This window comes from Burkholderia sp. Ac-20349, assembly GCF_017104865.1.
In the GTDB taxonomy this organism is placed as follows: domain Bacteria; phylum Pseudomonadota; class Gammaproteobacteria; order Burkholderiales; family Burkholderiaceae; genus Burkholderia; species Burkholderia aenigmatica.
Genome location: NZ_JAAGPM010000148.1, coordinates 1 through 18,526, shown reverse-complemented (window position 1 = coordinate 18,526; position 18,526 = coordinate 1). Strand labels below are relative to the sequence as shown.

The 18,526-nt window shown below is 68.5% G+C and carries 18 protein-coding genes; 7 read left to right on the top strand and 11 right to left on the bottom strand.

What is annotated here, in order from left to right:
- Positions 1-508: outer membrane protein assembly factor BamE (locus G3N61_RS32335; protein ID WP_205824439.1), on the bottom strand; the 508-nt coding region annotated here is incomplete at its 3' end.
- 142 nt (positions 509-650) lie between these two features.
- On the opposite strand from G3N61_RS32335, the gene fur reads away from it, so the two are divergent.
- Positions 651-1,079 carry a ferric iron uptake transcriptional regulator gene (gene fur / locus G3N61_RS32330; RefSeq protein ID WP_043191276.1) on the top strand — a complete coding sequence of 143 codons (429 nt, stop codon included), beginning with the start codon at positions 651-653 and terminating at the stop codon, positions 1,077-1,079.
- Between the two features lie 195 nt (positions 1,080-1,274).
- Here the strand turns inward: fur and G3N61_RS32325 are convergent, their stop codons facing one another.
- The 3 genes from G3N61_RS32325 to G3N61_RS32315 form a co-directional block, all read right to left on the bottom strand.
- The gene (locus G3N61_RS32325; RefSeq protein WP_043191278.1) at positions 1,275-1,793 is read right to left on the bottom strand and encodes an ureidoglycolate lyase; all 519 of its coding nucleotides are present in this window, start codon (positions 1,791-1,793) and stop codon (positions 1,275-1,277) included.
- Between the two features lie 14 nt (positions 1,794-1,807).
- The gene (gene alc / locus G3N61_RS32320) at positions 1,808-2,815 is read right to left on the bottom strand and encodes an allantoicase (protein WP_043191279.1); all 1,008 of its coding nucleotides are present in this window, start codon (positions 2,813-2,815) and stop codon (positions 1,808-1,810) included.
- Positions 2,816-2,920: 105 nt separating this feature from the next.
- Positions 2,921-4,243, bottom strand: a complete 1,323-nt coding sequence (locus tag G3N61_RS32315; protein WP_011350923.1) for a C4-dicarboxylate transporter DctA — start codon at positions 4,241-4,243, stop codon at positions 2,921-2,923.
- Positions 4,244-4,456: 213 nt separating this feature from the next.
- On the opposite strand from G3N61_RS32315, the gene G3N61_RS32310 reads away from it, so the two are divergent.
- Positions 4,457-5,179, top strand: a complete 723-nt coding sequence (locus G3N61_RS32310) for an FCD domain-containing protein (RefSeq protein ID WP_205824438.1) — start codon at positions 4,457-4,459, stop codon at positions 5,177-5,179.
- 45 nt (positions 5,180-5,224) lie between these two features.
- On the opposite strand, the gene cynR is transcribed toward G3N61_RS32310, so the two are convergent.
- On the bottom strand, positions 5,225-6,115 hold the full coding sequence (gene cynR, locus G3N61_RS32305; RefSeq protein ID WP_205824437.1) for a transcriptional regulator CynR: 891 nt from the start codon (positions 6,113-6,115) through the stop codon (positions 5,225-5,227).
- A 312-nt stretch (positions 6,116-6,427) separates the two neighbouring features.
- Here cynR and G3N61_RS32300 point away from each other — a divergent pair, with 312 nt between their 5' ends.
- Positions 6,428-7,627: an MFS transporter gene (locus G3N61_RS32300; protein WP_043191283.1), complete on the top strand. Its 1,200-nt coding sequence runs from the start codon at positions 6,428-6,430 to the stop codon at positions 7,625-7,627.
- A gap of 118 nt (positions 7,628-7,745) precedes the next feature.
- Here the strand turns inward: G3N61_RS32300 and G3N61_RS32295 are convergent, their stop codons facing one another.
- The 4 genes from G3N61_RS32295 to G3N61_RS32280 all read right to left on the bottom strand — a co-directional run bounded on the left by G3N61_RS32295 (position 7,746) and on the right by G3N61_RS32280 (position 12,209).
- On the bottom strand, positions 7,746-8,804 hold the full coding sequence (locus G3N61_RS32295; protein WP_175021577.1) for an L-idonate 5-dehydrogenase: 1,059 nt from the start codon (positions 8,802-8,804) through the stop codon (positions 7,746-7,748).
- 10 nt (positions 8,805-8,814) lie between these two features.
- Positions 8,815-9,768 (bottom strand): 2-hydroxyacid dehydrogenase, encoded by a 954-nt coding sequence (locus G3N61_RS32290; RefSeq protein WP_043191286.1) that lies wholly within the window; start codon positions 9,766-9,768, stop codon positions 8,815-8,817.
- Between the two features lie 69 nt (positions 9,769-9,837).
- Complete coding sequence (locus G3N61_RS32285) at positions 9,838-11,286, bottom strand: MFS transporter (protein ID WP_089449888.1); 1,449 nt, start codon at positions 11,284-11,286, stop codon at positions 9,838-9,840.
- Positions 11,287-11,435: 149 nt separating this feature from the next.
- Entirely contained in the window at positions 11,436-12,209 is a 774-nt protein-coding gene (locus G3N61_RS32280; protein WP_205824436.1) for an SDR family NAD(P)-dependent oxidoreductase, read from the bottom strand.
- Positions 12,210-12,360: 151 nt separating this feature from the next.
- Between G3N61_RS32280 and G3N61_RS32275 the strand changes: the two genes are divergently transcribed.
- Positions 12,361-13,263 (top strand): LysR substrate-binding domain-containing protein, encoded by a 903-nt coding sequence (locus G3N61_RS32275; RefSeq protein WP_175021575.1) that lies wholly within the window; start codon positions 12,361-12,363, stop codon positions 13,261-13,263.
- Positions 13,264-13,352: 89 nt separating this feature from the next.
- Here the strand turns inward: G3N61_RS32275 and gap are convergent, their stop codons facing one another.
- Positions 13,353-14,363: a type I glyceraldehyde-3-phosphate dehydrogenase gene (gene gap, locus G3N61_RS32270; protein WP_011350914.1), complete on the bottom strand. Its 1,011-nt coding sequence runs from the start codon at positions 14,361-14,363 to the stop codon at positions 13,353-13,355.
- Positions 14,364-14,450: 87 nt separating this feature from the next.
- Complete coding sequence (gene tkt / locus G3N61_RS32265) at positions 14,451-16,523, bottom strand: transketolase (RefSeq protein WP_043191300.1); 2,073 nt, start codon at positions 16,521-16,523, stop codon at positions 14,451-14,453.
- A 216-nt stretch (positions 16,524-16,739) separates the two neighbouring features.
- Between tkt and speE the strand changes: the two genes are divergently transcribed.
- From speE to G3N61_RS39790, 3 genes are all read left to right on the top strand, one after another.
- Positions 16,740-17,597 carry a polyamine aminopropyltransferase gene (gene speE / locus G3N61_RS32260; protein ID WP_043191302.1) on the top strand — a complete coding sequence of 286 codons (858 nt, stop codon included), beginning with the start codon at positions 16,740-16,742 and terminating at the stop codon, positions 17,595-17,597.
- 161 nt (positions 17,598-17,758) lie between these two features.
- The gene (locus tag G3N61_RS32255; protein WP_043191303.1) at positions 17,759-18,175 is read left to right on the top strand and encodes a VOC family protein; all 417 of its coding nucleotides are present in this window, start codon (positions 17,759-17,761) and stop codon (positions 18,173-18,175) included.
- A gap of 17 nt (positions 18,176-18,192) precedes the next feature.
- On the top strand, positions 18,193-18,526 hold a 334-nt coding region (locus G3N61_RS39790), incomplete at its 3' end, for an RNA methyltransferase PUA domain-containing protein (protein ID WP_346778599.1).

Below are 18,526 nucleotides of genomic sequence, written 5' to 3'. Positions count from 1 at the left end.
CGGCCGGGCTGGCGACAGCCTCCGGCGCCGACGCGCTCGCCGCTTGCGCGGCGCTCGCGGCGGCGGCAGCCTCGGCGGCCTTCTTCGCCGCTGCGGCCGCTTTCGCCTTCTTGCCGCCACGGTCGCCGTCGATATCGGCCAGCAGGTCGAGTTCCGAAGGCAGGTTGTCCGCCCCCGTCCAGCCCGCCAGGCGATCGCCCGAGAACGTCACGACGAGATCGCGCTGCTGGACGACCGCCGTCGAGCCGCGCTTGAAGTAGAAGAGGTAATCCCAGCGGTCGGCGTGGAACATGTCGGCCAGCAGCGGGGTGCCGAGCAGCGCGCGCACCTGCTCGCGCGACATGCCGACCTGCAGCTGCGCGGCCTTCTCCTGCGACACGAAGTTGCCTTGCACGACGGTGATCCGGTAGGGGGTGATGCTCTGCGCGATGCGCTGCGTCACGCTGTCGTACGACGAACAACCAGCCAGCGCGGCAACGGCGGCGGCAGCGATGATGACACTCCGCATGCGGCTCCTCTGAAAGTGCGAAAGAGATTCTGGAATCATTTCCCTCACCGTGCAGGCCCGCGTCGCAGGCCGCGCGTGTTTCTGGAACGGCGAAAAGCCGGTAACATTGAAGCCCTGCATTGTACTCTAGGGATGCCTAGCCATGACCAATCCGACGGATCTCAAGAATATCGGGCTAAAGGCCACCCTACCGCGCCTCAAGATTCTCGAGATCTTCCAGCAGAGCCCCGTGCGCCACCTGACGGCAGAAGACGTCTACCGGAACCTGCTCAACGAGCAGCTCGACATCGGGCTCGCCACCGTCTACCGCGTGCTGACGCAGTTCGAGCAGGCCGGCCTGCTGACGCGCAGCAACTTCGAATCCGGCAAGGCCGTGTTCGAACTGAACGAAGGCTCGCACCACGATCACCTCGTGTGCCTCGATTGCGGCCGTGTCGAGGAATTCTTCGACGCCGAGATCGAAGGCCGCCAGCAGGCGATCGCCAAGGAGCGCGGCTTCAAGCTCCAGGAGCACTCGCTCGCGATGTACGGTTCCTGCACCACGGAAAACTGCCCGCACCGCAAGCACTGAGTCGCGCACCCCGCGCACGCAGCACGGCCCGGCCGGCATCTCGCCGCCCGGGCCGTGTTCTTTTCGGGATAGCACCCGGATCGGAATTGCATGGGCGCACCGCCGCTCGAGCCGGGCAGCCCAGGCTTTCGAAATCCCTTCGACGTGCCCGCGCGAGCTGCCGTCAAGCAGCCCGCGCCAGGCGTTGCGCTTGCGTCAGGCCGCGCAGGCCGGCTCGAACTCGAGCGCCCACGCGCGCTCGAGCGGGATCTCGTCGCAATTCGGCTGCGGGCCGCCGCGATCGACGATCACGAAATCGCTGACCGCGTCGAGCGCGAGCAGCGGATGGTGCCAGACGCCCTTCGCATAGTTCACGCCCTGCCAGCCTTCCGCGAGGAACGCGCGCATCGCGTCGGGCCGGAACTCGCCGGCCGGCGCGACGACGATCGCGTAGCGCGACACGGCGGCAAGCGGGATGAATGCCTGGCTGCCGTGCGGATGGCGCTCCATCAGCGTGATGGCGACCGGCAGCGTCCGCGGCTGCGCGCGGAACACGCTGACGAGCGGGCGGCCGCCGTCCGCGCACACGTCGATCGTCGCGAGATCGTGGAAGCGCTCGGTCGTGCCGCCGTTGATCGGGAAATGCCGTGCGCCTTCGAGCGCGATCACGTCGCCGAACGGCGCGAACGCTTCGCGGGTCAGGCGCTCGACGCGCAGCAGGTGGGATCCGCTCATGCCGTTGCCCTCCTTCAAACCGGCTCGCCCCACAGACGCAGGCGCGACACGCCGCCGTCCGGGAAGATGTTGAAACGCACATGCGTGACGGGGCCGAGCGCCGCAAGCGCGTCAAACGTGTGGACGTGATCCATCTGCAGCTTCTGCTCGCCGAGCAGTTCGGCCCAGAACATCGCCTGCGTGACGAGCGAGTCGTCGGTGCCGCCCGTGACATGCGCGGCCTGCAGCGAGCAGCGGTCGGGGAAGTTGCCCTTGAAGAACGCGGTATCGACCTCGACGCGCCGGATGATGCCCGGCCGCGCGAGCGCGACGATCGCCCAGTCGTTGCCCGGCTCGCGGCGGCGCCGCGTTTCCCAGCCGTCGCCCATGTTCACGCCGCGCCCCGGCATCAGCATCTGCGACGCCGGGCCGAAGTGCTGGTTGTTCGCGGCCACCAGGTAGCCGCCGTTCTCGATCGCCGCGAGATCGACAAGTTCGCCGGCCGGCACCTGGCGCCAGTCGCGCTGCGGCTGGCCGTACACGCGCAGCCGCGCAAGGCCGCCGTCCGGGTACAGGTTCACGCGCAGGTGCGTATAGGGCCGCGCATCGTCGACGCTCACGTAGTGATGCGAATTGCCCTGCAGCGTCGTCGCCGGGACGATCGGGCGCCATTCGGCGTCGTCGGGCGGCGTGTCGCCTTCCGCCACGCACGCGTCGATCGACGCGGCCGGCGGGAAGTTGCCGGTGAAGTGGCTCGTATCGAGGTCGACGCCGTGGATCACGCCCGGCCGCGCGAGCCGCACCACGCAGAAGTCGTGGCCGGTCGTGCGCTTGCGGCGCGTCTCCCAGCCGTCCATCCACTTGCCGTGGTCGTCGTACTTGCCGGGAATGAACACGGCCGGCTCGGGATTCAGCATGCGCTCCTTCGGCGCGAAGAATTCGTCGCTGGCAAAGAGCGCCTGCGCCCCGAGGCGCGGGTCGGCGAGGTTCATGTAACGCCGCGTAAAGGCCGGCGCGTTCGGATCGAGGATGGGGGCTGCCATGTCGTCTCCTGGGGTGCGATGAAGTGCCGGCGCATCGAGGCGCCGGCCACCTGAATTCCGGTTGCGCGGGACGACCAGGGGAAGCCGCCCCGCGCGGGGTTGCGCTCAGAGCGCGTGAGCCTGGTCGCCGGCGACCGGCGCCGCGCGATCTTCCTCTTCGGCCGGCACGTAGCGCAGCTCGCGGTTCAGCACGCGCTTCGCGCGGGCCCGGTCGATGTCGTTCTCCCACACCGCGACGACCACCGTCGCGACGCAGTTGCCGATCAGGTTGGTCACCGCGCGGGCGATGCCGACGAACCAGTCGACCGGCAGGATCAGCACGAGGCCGAGCACCGGAATCGCGGGGATCGCCGACAGCGTTGCCGCGAGGATCACGATCGCCGAGCCCGGGATCCCGTGCGCACCCTTCGACGTGACGAGCGACACGAGCAGCACGACGATCAGGTCATGCGTCGACAGCGGCGTGTTGGTGGCCTGCGCGATGAACAGCACGGCGAGCGTCAGGTAGATCGAGAAGCCGTCGAGGTTGAACGAGTAGCCGGTGGGAATCACCAGGCCGACCGTCGAATCCTTCACGCCCATGTATTCGAGCTTGCGCATCACCTGCGGCAGCACCGCGTCCGACGACGCCGTGCCGAGCACGATCGACAGTTCCTCGCGCAGGTAGCGGATCAGCTTGAACACCGAGAAGCCCGCGAGCCGCATCACCGTGCCGAGCACGACCGTGACGAACACGAAGCAGCTCAGGTAGAACACCGCGACGAGATAGCCGAGCTGCTTGAGCGACGCGACGCCGTACTTGCCGGTCGTGAACGCGATCGCGCCGAGCACGCCGAGCGGCGCGAGCTTGATGATGAAGCCGATGATGCGGAAGAACACGTGCGACAGTTCCTCGATCAGCGAGTTGACGCGCTGCGCCTTGTCGCCGAGCAGCGACAGCGCGGAGCCGAACAGCACCGCGAACACCAGGATCTGCAGGATGTCGCCCTTCGCGAACGCGTCGATCGCGGTCTCGGGGATGATCTTCATCAGGTAGCCGGCCGTGTCCTTCAGGCTTTCGGCGTTCTTCGCGTACGACGCGAGCGACGACGCGTCGAGCGAGCGCAGGTCGATGTTCATCCCGACGCCCGGACGCGTGAGCCACGCGAGGATGAGGCCGATGCCGAGCGCGAGCGTCGTCATGATCTCGAAGTAGATGACGGCCTTCAGGCCGACCCGGCCGACCTTCTTCAGGTCGCCCGCGTTGGCCATCCCGCTGACCACGACGCAGAACACGATCGGCCCGATCACCATCTTGATGAGCTTCAGGAAGCCGTCGCCGAGCGGTCGCAACGACTCGGCGAAATGCGGGAAGAACGCACCCAGCGCGATCCCTAGAATCAATGCGACGACTACTCGGCCAAACAGCGAATTGAGGAATTTCGACACGGCGCTCTCCCGATCCAACGGTTGCAGTTTCGTCTGTTCATACTGGTAAGACCAGTGATGTTATGGTGGATAGTAGGAAGCCGATATAGTCGAGTCAAGGACGGACAAAATAGGGATTTCCCGCCCCCTGCCCGCCCCGTTTCGATGCACCTGACAGGGGCAGATCGTGGCTTTCCCGTAGGCCGGCCGTGCACCGCCTGCGTGCGGATTACAATGCCGGTCAGACCGGCCAAAGTTCACATCATGAAAAACGTTCCGCACACCGTGACCGACGCCGCCATCGCGACGATCCGCGACCGGATCGAGGCAGGCGTGTATCCGGTCGGCAGCCTGCTGCCGGCCCAGCGCCAGCTCTCCGAAGAGCTGGAGATCAGCCGCGCGTCGCTGCGCGAGGCGCTGTCGACGCTCGAGGCGCTCGGGATGCTGCGCATCCGCGCCGGCAAGGGCGTGTACGTCGAAAGTGCGCAGGCCACGGCCGCGCACGCATGGCGGTTCGCGGAGCAGTCGTCGCCGCCCGACACGTACCAGATGCGCTATGCGCTCGAAGGGTTCGCCGCGCGGATGGCCGCGCACGTCGTCAGCGATGGCGACATCGCGTGGTTCGAGGACAACCTCGCCGACCTGCACGTCGCGCTCACCGAAAACGCGCTCGACGAAGCGTCGCAGCTCGACTTCGAGTTCCACATGCGGATCATCCATCTGGCCGGCAACGCGGCGATCGAATCGGTGCTGCGCAGCAGCGCGGACATCATGAAGGAAAGCCAGCGCATGCCGTTCTACCGGCGCGAACTGCTGCTGTCGACGTGGCACGAGCACCGTGCGATCGTCGACGCGCTGATCGCGCGCGACGCGGCTGCCGCCGGCACCGCGATCGAAACGCACATCGCGAACGCCGCGCAGCGCGCGGGCATCTTCTTCCCGACACCGCGCACATGACGGCCCGGGCGGGCGCCCGTCGCGCGCGCCGCCCGGCCGTACCGGTCACCCTCCCGACGGATCGCGATACGCGAGCGCACGCTCGATGAACGCGCGCGCCGCGACGCTGCGGTATGCGCCCTTGCGCGTGAGCAGCGCAGCCGTGCGCGCGGGCAGCGGCGGATCGATCTCGAGCGCGCACAGGTCGGTGCTCTCGCGCGCGACCGCGTCGGGCAGCACCGTCGCGAGCCGGCCGCACCGCACGAGCTCCAGCACCGCGCTGACCGTATTCGTCTCGATCGCGATCTTCGGCTGCGCACCATGCTCGATGAAATAGCGGTCGATGCTCTCGCGCGTCGCGAACGCGCGGCTCAGCAGCACCAGCGGCTCGCCGCCGAGCTCGGCCGGCGTCAATGGGCGACGGCGCCGCGCGAGACGATGCGTGCGGCCCGTCACGAGCGCGAGCGGCTCGTCCCACAACGGCAGCGCGTCGATGTCCGGCGCACGTGGCGGCATGAACGCGAAGCCCGCGTCGAGCCGGTCGTCGGCGAGCAGCGCCTCGATGCGCTCCTGCGGCATCGCATCGATCGTCAGCGCGACGTTCGGATAGTCGGCATGGAACGCGTCGATCAGCGAGCCGCTCAGGTAGGCCGCGAAGGTCGGCATCATCGCGAGCCGCAACGACCCGCTGCCGAGATCGGCGACGTCGTGCAGCGCGCGCTGCCCCGTCTCGAGCTCGTGCAGCGCGGCGCGCGAGTGGCGCGCATAGACCTCGCCGAACTCGGTGAGCTGCACCGTGCGGCCCGAACGGTCGAACAACTGCACGCCGAGCGTTTCCTCGAGCTGGCGGATCTGCTGCGACAGCGTCGGCTGCGAGACGTGCAGCGCGTCGGCCGCGCGCGTGAAACTGCGCTGCTCGGCGACGGCCAGGAAATAGCGGATGTGGCGGAGGAGCATGGCGGCCAACGTATTGGTTTTACCAATGAAGCGCATAACGATCCAGTCTTGGACGCTATGGTTCGATTCCCGCATCATACGCACATCCGTTCCCGTGCATCGCGCCTGGCGACGCACCGGAACGGCCCGCCCGGGCCCGCCCTGCCTCCGCCCGCCGCACGACGATCCGCCGCCCACCCGATCCGGGCCCGGCCGCGATCCGCCCGGCGCGCATCGGTTCACCGCCGATCCGTTGACGCCGGCTCCGATTTCCGTCACCCCGCGCAGCCGACGGCCCCGTGCCGCCGGACGGCGCCGCTGTTTTTCGCGACCATGGAACCGCATCACGACACCCATCCTCCCCTCACCCGCGGCATGACGCTGCTGTTCGCCTGCGCGTGCGGCATCGTCATCGGCAACATCTATTACGCGCAGCCGCTGCTCGCCGCGATCGCACGCAGCTTCGGGCGAGCGCCGACCGAGCTCGGCTATCTCGTCACGCTGACGCAGCTCGGCTATGCGGCGAGCCTGCTGCTGATCGTCCCGCTCGGCGACGCGGTCAACCGTCATACGCTGATCGTGCGGCTACTGATGCTCAACGTCGTCGCGCTGGTCGCGGTCACGTTCAGCACGAACTTCACGATGTTCGTCGTCGCGAACATCGCAGTCGGCTTCGTCACCTGCTCGACACAGCTGCTCGTGCCGTTCGCCGCATCGCTCGCCGACGCACGCTCGCGCGGCCGCGCGGTCGGCACCGTGATGAGCGGGCTGCTGCTCGGCATCCTGCTCGCGCGCGTCGCGGCCGGCGCGATCGCCGACGGGTTCGGCTGGCGCGCGGTGTACGGCATCGCCGCGGTGATGGTGGCGGCGCTGACCGTCGTGCTCGCCGTGAAGCTGCCGAAGGATCGCCGCGACGCGCGCCTCGACTATGCGGCGCTGATGAAGTCACTCGTCGCACTGGTGCGCGCGCAACCGCTGATCGCGCTGCGCTCCACCTACGGCGCGCTCGTGTTCGCGTGCTTCAGCCTGCTGTGGACGGGCCTCACGTTCCTGCTGAGCCAGCCGCCGTACAGCTATTCCGAAGGGCAGATCGGCCTGTTCGGGATCGTCGGCGCGGTGGGCGCGCTCGCGGCGACGTCGGCCGGCCGGCTGGTCGATCGCGGCCACGGCAATGCGGCGACGGGGCTGTTCGCGGCGGCCGTGCTCGCGTCGTTCGCGCTGATCGCCACCGGCGCGCACTCGCTCGCGGCGCTGATCGCGGGCATCCTGCTGCTCGACGTCGGCGTGCAAGGCATGCACATCTCGAACCAGAGCGTGATCTATGCGCTGGCCGGCAACGCGCGCAGCCGCGTGACGACGATCTACCTGACGAGCTACTTCATCGGCGGTGCGTTCGGGTCGTTCGCGGCGAGCGTCGCGTACGGCATCGACGGCTGGCGCGGCGTGTGCGTCGCGGGCGCGGCGCTCGCGGGCGTGCTGATCGCGTTGTGGCTCGCGTCGCAGCGCGTCGGCGTGCGGCAGGTCACGCAGTGATGCGATAGCGCGTTTGCGCAGCACGACGAAAAAAGGCACGCCCCGCGAAGCGCGGACGTGCCTTTTTTACGAGGGTGACCGATACCATCCGTCGCGCGCCAGCGCGTGACCGTGACCGCTAAGCGGCCTCGTCCGCGAAATCGATCAGCACCTTCATCGCGCGCTGCCGGTCGCCGGCCAGTTCGAATGCGAGGTTCGCGTCGCGCATCGGGAACACGCGCGTGACGGCCGGCCGCAAGTCGACGCGCCCCGCGTTGATCAACTGCACCGCGAGCGCGAATTCCGCGTGGAAGCGGAACGATCCGCAGATCGACAGCTCCTTCGCGACCACGACGTTCTGCGGCAGGCTAACGTCGCCGCCGAGCCCGAGCTGCACGACGACCCCGCGCGGACGCATCACGTCCAGCCCGTCGCGCAGCGCGCGCGCATTGCCCGAACACTCGATCATCACGTCGAACGTGCCCTTGTCGGCGCCGTAACGCTCGACCCATCCGGTATCGACCGCCGCATTGATCGTGCGGTCGGCGCCGAGCGCGCTCGCCACTTCGAGCGGCGCCTCGACGACGTCGGTCGCGACGATCTCCGCCGCGCCATGCACGCGCGCCGCTGCGACCGCCAGCACGCCGATCGGCCCGCAGCCCGACACGAGCACGCGCTTGCCGATCAGCGGGCCCGCGCGCGACACCGCATGCAGCCCGACCGCGAACGGTTCGGCAAGCGCCGCGAGCGACAGCGGCACGTGATCGGCGACCTTCACGCACTGCACGGCATCGCACACGAGCGCGTTGCGGAACGCGCCCTGCACGTGCGGCATCCGCATCGCGCTGCCGTAGAAGCGCATGTCGAGACACTGGTTCGGCAGCCCCTCGAGGCAGTAGCGGCACGCGCCGCACGGCCGGCTCGGATTGACCGCGACGCGATCGCCGACCTTCACCGACGTGACGTCCGGCGCGACTTCCGCGACCGTGCCGGCCACCTCGTGGCCGAGCACCATCGGCTGCTGCAGCCGGATCGCACCGAAACCGCCGTGCCGGAAGTAATGGAGATCGGAGCCGCAGATGCCGCCCATCGCGACATCGACGCGCACCTGGCCCGGGCCGATCTCGCCCGGATCCTGCTCTTCCACCCGCAGGTCGTTCGGCCCGTGGATCACGACGCACATGCAACGCATACGCATGACAGCCTCCTCAGGCGACCGGCGTGACCAGCGGCGCGCCGGCGAAGTGCGCGGCGAGGTTGTCGCGCACGAGCCAGCCCATCGACTGGCGCGTCTCGATCGTACCGCTCGCATGGTGCGGCTGCAGCAGCACGTTCGGCAACGCGAGGAAACGCGGGTCGATGTGCGGCTCGTTCCAGAACACGTCGAGCGCGGCACCGGCGATCGCGCCGCGCTCGAGCGCGTCGAGCAGCGCCGGTTCGTCGACGGTCGTGCCGCGCGACACGTTCACCAGATAGCCTTGCGGCCCGAGCGCGTCGAGCACGGCGGCATCGACGAGGTGGCGCGTCGTCGGCCCGCCCGCGAGCGTGACGATCAGCAGGTCGCACCAGCCGGCCAGCTCCGCAAGGTCGCCGAAGAAGCGGTGCGGGCTGTCCTCGCGCGGCGCGACGTCGAAGTAGCCGAGCTCGACGTCGAAGCCCGACAGCCGGCGCGCGAGCGTCGAGCCGATCCGGCCGAAGCCGACCACGCCGACGCGCTTGCCGTAAAGCCGCGTGACGAGCGGCATGTCGCCGTCGCGCCATGCGCCGGAACGCACGTACGCGTCGCCGGCGCCGATGCGGCGCATCATCGCGAGCGCGAGCCCGACGCCGAGGTCGGCCACGTCGCCGGTCAGCACGTCGGGCGTGTTCGTCACGCGGATGCCACGTGCGCGCGCGGCGGCGAGATCGATCGCATCGGTGCCGACGCCATAGCAGGAGATGATCTCGAGCTTCGGCAGCGCGGCGATCAGCTCGGCATTCGCGCCGAGATCGCCGCGCGTCGCGATCGCGCGCACGCCGGCGCCGTGTTCGGCGAGGAACGCCGCGCGGTCGGTGGCTTCCCACAGCCGGTGAACGTTATAGCCGGCCAGCCATGCGTCGTCCCACGGCTGGTAAGGGCCCGTCATCAGCAGTTCGGGCCGCTGGGTCGATTCGTGCGCCATCTGCGCTTGCTCCTGTCGAGGTAAGTTGAATGCGAAAGCGCGCCGGGCCGCGTCAGCCGCCCGGCGCGTTCATGCGTGCCGCGCGAGCGCATCGGCGTCCGGTGCCGGCGCCGTCTGCGCCGCATCGAGCGGATCGTCGAGATCGCGGTTCAGCGTTTCCGGCATCCGCGATGTCGTGAACAGCGTGATCAGCGTCAGCAGCACCAGATAGGCGGCGATCGGCACCCAGGCGCGCACGCCGGCCGTGTGGTCGCCGCCGTGCAGCGCGATCACGGTCGCGATGATCGTCGCGCCGACCAGCGGTGCGATCCCGCCCGCGAGCACGGCCGACACTTCGCGCGAGAACGACACGCCCATGTAGCGATGGCGCGAGCCGAACAGTTCGGGCAGCAGCGCGGCCTGCGCGCCGAGCATCCCCCAGTTCGCGAAGCCCTGCGCGACCGAGATCGCGATCACGCTCGCGACCACGTTCCCCTGGCTGAAGATCCACCACACCGGGAACGCGAGCGCGAGTTGCAGCCACGCGAACGTGCGATACACGCGCACGCGGCCGAAGCGGTCGCTCAGGCGCCCCGCCAGCGGCACCGTGCACGCGCCGACGGTCGCCGCGCACACCAGCGCCAGCGCGCCGATCGGCCCCTTCATCCCGATCACGCCGGCGAGATAGCTGACGGCGAGTGCCTGGTAAATCGACGAGCCGCCGTTCTCGGCCATCCGCAGGCCGATGCCGATCAGCAGCGAGCGCTTCGAATGCTGCACGGCGCTCTTCAGCGGATTCGCCACGACCTGCGCACGCTTCTCGAGCCGCACGAAGGTCGGCGACTCGTGCAGCCGCACACGCATGTAGATCCCGACCGCGACGATCACCGCGCTGAACAGGAACGGCACGCGCCAGCCCCAGCCGTCGGTGACGCGATCGATGTTCGCGAGCAGCAGGAAATAGACGGCCGCCGCGAGCACCGTGCCGAGCTGGATGCCGAGGAACGGCAGCGACGCATAGAAGCCGCGCTTGCCCGGCGGCGCATATTCGGTCATCAGGACGGCAGCGCCGGCCTGTTCCGCACCGGCACCGAGGCCCTGCAGGATGCGCAGCAGGATCAGCAGCGCGGGCGCCCAGTAGCCGGCCGTCGCGAAGGTCGGCAGCACGCCGATCAGCGTGCTCGCGATGCCCATCAGCAGCACCGTCGCGGTCAGTACGAACTTGCGGCCGATCCGGTCGCCGAGCACGCCGAACACGACGCCGCCGAGCGGGCGCACCGCGAAGCCGACGAAGTAGGTGCCGAAGCTCGCGATCAGCCGCATCTCGGCGGTCTGCGCGGGAAAGAACAGCGGCCCGAACACCAGTGCCGACGCGAGCGTGTACAACGCGAAATCGTAGTATTCGAGCGCGCTGCCGAGCGAGCAGGTCCATGCCGCGCGGTTGAGCTGCTTCGTGTCGACGCCGCGGCGCTCGACGGTGTCGCCCGGCGTGCCGGACCCTGCATCGTGCCGCGCGGGCGGCGGGGAAATGCGATCCATCGTTGTCTCCTGTCTCCTGCCTTCCGTTCCGGAACCCGGCGCCATCGCGCCGGGACATCGGCCCGCTCGTAGGGCGGGCTCTTCTGGGAATTCGGATGCCGGCGCGAGCCGGCGCAACGGTGCTGCGCTCACGGCGCAAGCACCGTCGCTCAAACGGCGCTGGTCAGCCCGCCGTCGACGAACAGCGTCTGGCCGTTTACGAAATCGGAGGCGGCCGACGCGAGGAAGATCGCCGCGCCGCACAGCTCGTCGACGCGCCCCCAGCGGCCGGCCGGCGTGCGCTTGCACAGCCAGTCCGAGAACGCCGCGTCGTCGACCAGCGCGCGATTCAGTTCGGTTTCGAAATAGCCGGGTGCAAGGCCGTTCGCCTGGATGCCGTGGCGCGCCCAGTCGGCGCACATCCCTTTCGTCAGCATCCGCACCGCGCCCTTGGTCGCCGCATACGGCGCGATCGTCGGCCGCGCGAGCTCGCTCTGCACCGAGCAGATGTTGATGATCTTCCCGCGGCCGCGCGCGATCATGTGCCGCGCGACGGCCTGCGCGACGTTGAACACGCCGTCGAGATTCACGCGCATCAGCGCATGCCAGTCGTCGGGTTCGAATGCGTCGAGCGGCGCGCGGCGCTGGATGCCCGCGTTGTTCACGAGGATGTCGATCGCGCCGATGCGCGCCTCGAAATCGTCGATCGCCGCGCGTACCTGCGCGTGCTCGGCGACGTCGAACACCGCGTAGTCAGCCGCGAAGCCTTCCTCGCGCAGGTGCCGCACGAGCGTCGCGGCCTTGTCCTCATTGCGATCGTTGATGACGATCGCCGCCCCTGCTTCGGCCAGCCCACGGGCGAGCGTCAGCCCGATCCCGCGTCCGGAACCCGTGATCAGTGCGCGGCGGCCGTCGAGGCGGAACCGGTCAAGCGCGTTGGTCATGTGTGTCTCCTCGTGCCAGTCGAGCCGGCGGCCCATCGCGGCCGGTCTCGCGTTGACGGTATCTTCGGCCGCCGGCCGGGCGCCGCGCCAATGGTCTTTTTTGATCCGGTTATCATGAAATCTGATTACCACTCTCGCCTGCCCGCCGCCCATGGAACTCAAGCAATTGCGCGCCTTCGTCACGCTCGCGGAAGAGCTGCATTTCGGGCGCGCCGCGCAGCGCCTGTTCATCGTGCAGCCCGCGCTGAGCATGCAGATCAAGGCGCTCGAGGAAGAGCTCGGCGCGCGCCTGTTCGAGCGCGACCGGCACAAGGTCGAACTGAGCGATACGGGGCGCGTGTTCCTGCCCGAGGCGCGCGCCACGCTGCAGCAGGCCGCGCGTGCGGAACAGATGGCGCGGCTGTCGAGCCGCGGCGAGATCGGCACGCTGCGGATCGCGTTCGTGTCGTCGGTGCTGCCCGTACTGCTGCCGGCCGTGCTGCGCACGATGCGCGAGCGCTATCCGCTGATCGCGCTCGAACTGAAGGACCTGCCGACGCCCGACCAGATCGCCGCGCTGCGCGACCGGCGGATCGATTTCGGGATGATCCGGCTGCCGGCCGCGTATGCGGGCATCGACACGCGTGTGGTGCTCGAGGAAGGCTTCGTCGTCGCGCTGCCGCTCGACCATCCGCTCGCCGCGCACGATGCGATCTCGCCGGCCGCGCTGCGCGGCCAGCCCGCGTTCGTGCTCGCGCGCCGCTACGCGCCGGGCTTTCACGACGACATGCTGCTCGCGCTGAGCCGCGCGGGCACGACGCTCGAGATCGCGCAGGAGTTCGGGGAATTCACGACGATGCTCGCGCTCGTCGCCGCGGGGATGGGAATCGGGCTGATTCCGGCGGAAGCCGCCAGCGCGCTGCCGCCGAACGTGCTCTCGCGGCCGCTCGACCTGGCCGGGCACCGCACCGGCATCGGCCTCGCATGGACCGATCTCGACAGCCCGCTGAAGCGCGCGTTCGTCGCCGCGCTCGAGCAGGTGACGGCCGCTTCAAGCAATAACGGCGGGCAATAACGACAGGCAATAAAAAAGCCCGGCCGGAAAACCGGGCCGGGCTCGTTCGCTACGCAGGCCGCCTTGCGGCGGCCGCGCAACGTGCGGGATTACTTCGCGTTCGCGAATGCGACAGCCGTATCCAGCATGCGGTTCGAGAAACCCCACTCGTTGTCGTACCAGCTCGACACCTTGACGAGGCGGCCCGACACCTTGGTCAGCGTCGAGTCGAACGTCGACGAAGCCGGGTTGTGGTTGAAGTCGATCGACACCAGCGGTGCGGTGTTGTAGCCGAGGATGCCCTTCAGCGCGCCTTCCGATGCTTCCTTCATGATCGCGTTGACTTCCTCGACCGTCGTGTCGCGCTTCGCGATGAACGACAGGTCGACGATCGACACGTTGATCGTCGGGACGCGAATCGCGTAGCCGTCGAGCTTGCCGTTCAGTTCCGGCAGCACCAGGCCGACCGCCGAAGCAGCACCCGTCTTGGCCGGAATCTGGCTGTGCGTGGCCGAACGCGCGCGACGCAGGTCTTCGTGATAGACGTCCGTCAGCACCTGGTCGTTGGTGTAAGCGTGGATCGTCGTCATCAGGCCGGTTTCGAGGCCGATCTTGTCGTGCAGCGGCTTGACGAGCGGCGCGAGGCAGTTCGTCGTGCACGATGCGTTCGAGATCACGGTGTGCTCGGCCTTCAGCACGTCGTGGTTCACGCCGTAGACGATCGTGGCGTCGACGTCCTTGCCGCCCGGCGCCGAGATGATCACCTTCTTGGCGCCGCCCTTCAGGTGCGCACTCGCCTTTTCCTTGGTCGTGAAGAAGCCCGTGCACTCCATCACGATGTCGACACCGAGCTCACCCCACGGCAGTTCGGCCGGGTTGCGGTTGGCCAGCACGCGAATCCGGTCGCCGTTGACGATGAGGTAATCGCCGTCGACCGACACTTCGCCCGGGAACTTGCCGTGCGCGGTGTCGTACTGGGTCAGGTGCGCGTTGGTCTTCGCATCGCCCAGATCGTTGATCGCGACGATCTCGATGTCGTGCTTCTTGCCGTTCTCGTAGAACGCGCGCAGCGTGTTGCGGCCGATACGGCCGTAGCCGTTGATTGCGACGCGAATCGTCATGGTCTATCTCCTGATGGCTGAAAAAATTCGTTTCGTGCAGCTTCACGGTGCGACGCGCGCGAGGGGTGGCGCGCGTCGCGTATGTCTTTAGGCCAGCACAGCCTTGGCCGTCTCGACGACGTGCTCGACGGTGAAGCCGAAGTGCTTGAACAGCACGCCGGCCGGCGCCGATTCACCGAACGTGTCGATCCCGACGACGCCGCCTTCCAGGCCGACGTACTTGTGCCAGAAGGCGGTCACGCCGGCTTCGATCGCGACGCGGCGCACGCCGTGCGGCAGCACGCGTTCGCGGTATTCGGCGTCCTGGCGGTCGAACACGTTGGTCGACGGAATCGACACGACGCGGGCCGCGATGCCCTGCTGCGCGAGCGGTGCGACGGCCTTCATCGCGAGTTCGACTTCCGAGCCCGTCGCGATCAGGATGATCTTGCGCGCGACGATCTCTTCGTCCCAGTCCTTCAGCACGTAGCCGCCCTTCTCGATGTTCGCGATCTGCGCATCGGTACGCGGGTTGAAGGCGAGGTTCTGGCGGCTGAAGATCAGGCTCGACGGACGGTCGGCTGCGATCGCGTGGGTCCACGCGACGGCCGTCTCGACCGTGTCGGCCGGACGCCACACGTCGTGGTTCGGGATCAGGCGCAGGCTCGACACGTGCTCGATCGACTGGTGCGTCGGGCCGTCTTCGCCGAGGCCGATCGAATCGTGCGTGAACACGAAGATCGACGGCACCTTCATCAGCGCGGCCACGCGCAGCGCGTTGCGGCTGTAGTCGGAGAACGTCAGGAACGTGCCGCCGAACGGCTTGTGGCCGCCATGCAGCGCGAGGCCGTTGATCGCGGCGCTCATGCCGAATTCGCGCACGCCGTAGTTGATGTGGTTGCCCAGCTGGACGCCCGGGCCTTCCGGATTCGCACGGACGGCCTTCGACGCCTTCCAGTTGGTCAGGTTCGAGCCGGTCAGGTCGGCCGAGCCGCCGAGCAGCTCGGGCAGCGCGGCAGCCAGGCCTTCGATCGCCTGCTGCGACGCCTTGCGGGTCGCTACCGTCTCGGCGCGCTCGTTCGCGCCGGCGATGATCGCGGCAGCCTTCTGCGCCCAGTCTGCCGGCAGCTGGTTGGCCATCCGGCGCTCGAATTCAGCGGCTTCTGCCGGGAACTTGGCGCGATAGGCAGCGAACGTCGCATCCCATTCGGTTTCGGCGCGCTTGCCGGCTTCCTTCGCATCCCACGCCGCATAGACTTCCTGCGGAATCTCGAACGGCGCCCAGGTCCAGCCGAGCGCTTCGCGCGTCTTCGCGATTTCTTCCGCGCCGAGCGCCGCGCCGTGCACGTCGTGGCCGCCGGCCTTGGTTGCCGCGCCCTGGCCGATCACCGTCTTGCAGCAGATCAGCGTCGGCTTGTCCGACAGCTTCGCCTTCGCGATGGCCGCGTCGACCGCGTCGACGTCGTGGCCGTTCACGTTCGGGATCACGTTCCAGCCGTAGGCTTCGAAACGCTTCGGGGTATCGTCGTGGAACCAGTTCACGACGTCGCCGTCGATCGAGATGCCGTTGTCGTCGTACAGCGCGATCAGCTTGTTCAGCTTCAGCGTGCCGGCGAGCGAGCAGGCTTCGTGCGAGATGCCTTCCATCAGGCAGCCGTCGCCGAGGAACACGTACGTGTGGTGATCGACGATCTTCGCGCCGTCACGGTTGAACTCGTCGGCCATCAGCGCTTCGCCGAGCGCCATGCCGACCGCGTTCGCGAGACCCTGGCCGAGCGGGCCGGTGGTCGTCTCGACGCCCGGCGTGATGCCGTATTCCGGGTGGCCCGGCGTCTTCGAGTGCAGCTGGCGGAAGTTCTTCAGCTCTTCCATCGGCAGGTCGTAGCCGGTCAGGTGCAGCAGCGAGTACAGCAGCATCGAGCCATGGCCGTTCGACAGCACGAAGCGGTCGCGGTCCGCCCAGTGCGGGTTCGTCGGGTTGTGCTTCAGATGGCGCGACCAGAGCGCGACGCCGATTTCGGCCATGCCCATCGGCATGCCGGGGTGGCCGGAGTTCGCTTGCTGGACGGCGTCCATCGCGAGCGCACGGATCGCGTTGGCCATCAGGGTGGTGGAGGCGGGAGACGAAGTCGTCATGTCGAGTCCGGAGAACGAGTCGAGGAAACGGGGGCACGGCGGCATCCGGAAGCTCGAGCGTCAATCGTTCCCGGCGCGCGGTGCGGCGCCTGACGGACGCGAAGCGGACGGAGCCTACGGACGGGGCTGCAAAGCTCGTCATTTTAACAGATGGGCTGACATTTCCCTTGTCTATGCACAGTGTTCCGGCACGGTTTTCCGTCAAACTGCCCGCCTCCTATAATTCAGACGTCGGAACTGCCAGCCCTGAGCCGCCCGCCCGTGAGCACGACACTTCTCTTCCACCCTACGCCCGACGCCGCCTACGGCTTCCCGAACGCCCGGCGGCTCGCGCGCGTCGCGTCCCCGCACCAGCAGATCGAAGTCTGGGAAACCCCGCAGCTCGGCCGCCTGTTTACGCTGGACGGCCGGCCGATGACGTCGGTCGGCGACGAGTACGTCTATCACGAGTGCATGACGCACCCGGCCGCGCTCGCGCACCCGTCGCCGCGCCGGGCGCTCGTGCTCGGCGGCGGCGACGGCGGCGCGGCGCGCCAGTTGCTCAAGCATGCGTGCATCGAGCGGATCGTGATCGCGGAACTCGACGACGAGGTGGTCGGGATGGCGCGCCGCTATCTCGACGACGTGCACCAGGGTGCGCTCGACGATCCGCGCGTCGAGGTCGTGATCGGCGACGCCGCGCATTTCGTCGAGTCGACCGTCGAGCATTTCGATCTCGTCGTGTTCGACCTCACGCCGCCCGATTCGCCGGCGGCCGGCCTCTATACGCGCGCGTTCTACGCACGGCTGAAGCGGATCCTGACGCCGTGCGGCGCGATCTCGATGCACCTCGGCTCGCCGGTGTTCCACGCGGCGCGCATCGCCGCGCTGCTCGACGACCTGCGTGCGTGCTTCGCGGTCGTCGATCCGTTGTCCGCGCACGTGCCGCTGTACGGCTCGCAGTGGCTGATGGCGATCGCGAGCGACACGCTCGACGCGGCCGCGCTGTTCGCCCACGACATCGACGAACGGCTCGCCGCCCGCCGCGTCCAGGGCTTGCGCTACTACGACGCGCGGCTGCATGCGTCCCTGTTTGCCCTGCCGTGCGCGCTGCGCGATACACTGGGCGTTCGCCGCTGAACGTCCGGGCGGCCGCCTCGCTTCCGTTTTCCATCGCGTCTTCGCAGGATTCGTGATGCATCGCACCGGGGCGGAACGCCCAGGACGCCGCGCCGCCCCCTGAACGAACGCCGACGCATGGAATCAGAGCACGTGCCGAAGCGCCCCCACAGGAGATTTTCATGACCGATCCACGTCCGGCCAACGTGCCTTGGTTGACGCCCTACCTGGCCGTACGCAACGCGCGCGCGGCCATCGATTTCTTCCAGGCCGCATTCGGCTTCGAGCTGCGCGACGTGCACGACGAGGACGGCGCGATCATGCACGTCGAGATGGCCTACCGCGGCCAGCTGATCGTGATGTTCGCGCCCGAGGGCGCGTTCGGCTCGACCGCGCTCACGCCGAAGAGCGCAAACGCCATCGCGCCGCAATCGTTCTATCTGTATGTCGACGACGTCGACGCCACCTGGCAGCGCGCGCTCGACGCGGGCGCGAAATCGCTGAGTGCGCCGCAGGATCAGTTCTGGGGCGACCGGTTCGCGCAGATCGAGGATCTCGACGGCTACCGATGGGCGCTCGGGCGCCGTCTCGACGCATGACCCACACCGCTACACGCATGAACGAAGCCACCACCACCGCGGCCGTGCCGCGCTTTTTCGTCGACGCGGCACTGCGCGCCGACGCCACGCTCGCATTGCCGGCCGATGTCGCGCGCCACGCGCAGGTGCTGCGCCTGCAGCCCGGCGACGTGCTCGCGCTGTTCGACGGCACCGGCGGCCAGTACCGCGCGCGGCTCGTCGAGATCGACAAACGCAGCGCGCTCGCGCAGATGCGAGTAATCGTTCGTCGACAGCACCGGGCGCGGATGGAATTTCGTGTCGCCGAGATGCCAGACAGGCGGCGCGTACGCCCCGCGCCCCCAGGTTGCACACGGCAAACGATGCAGATCG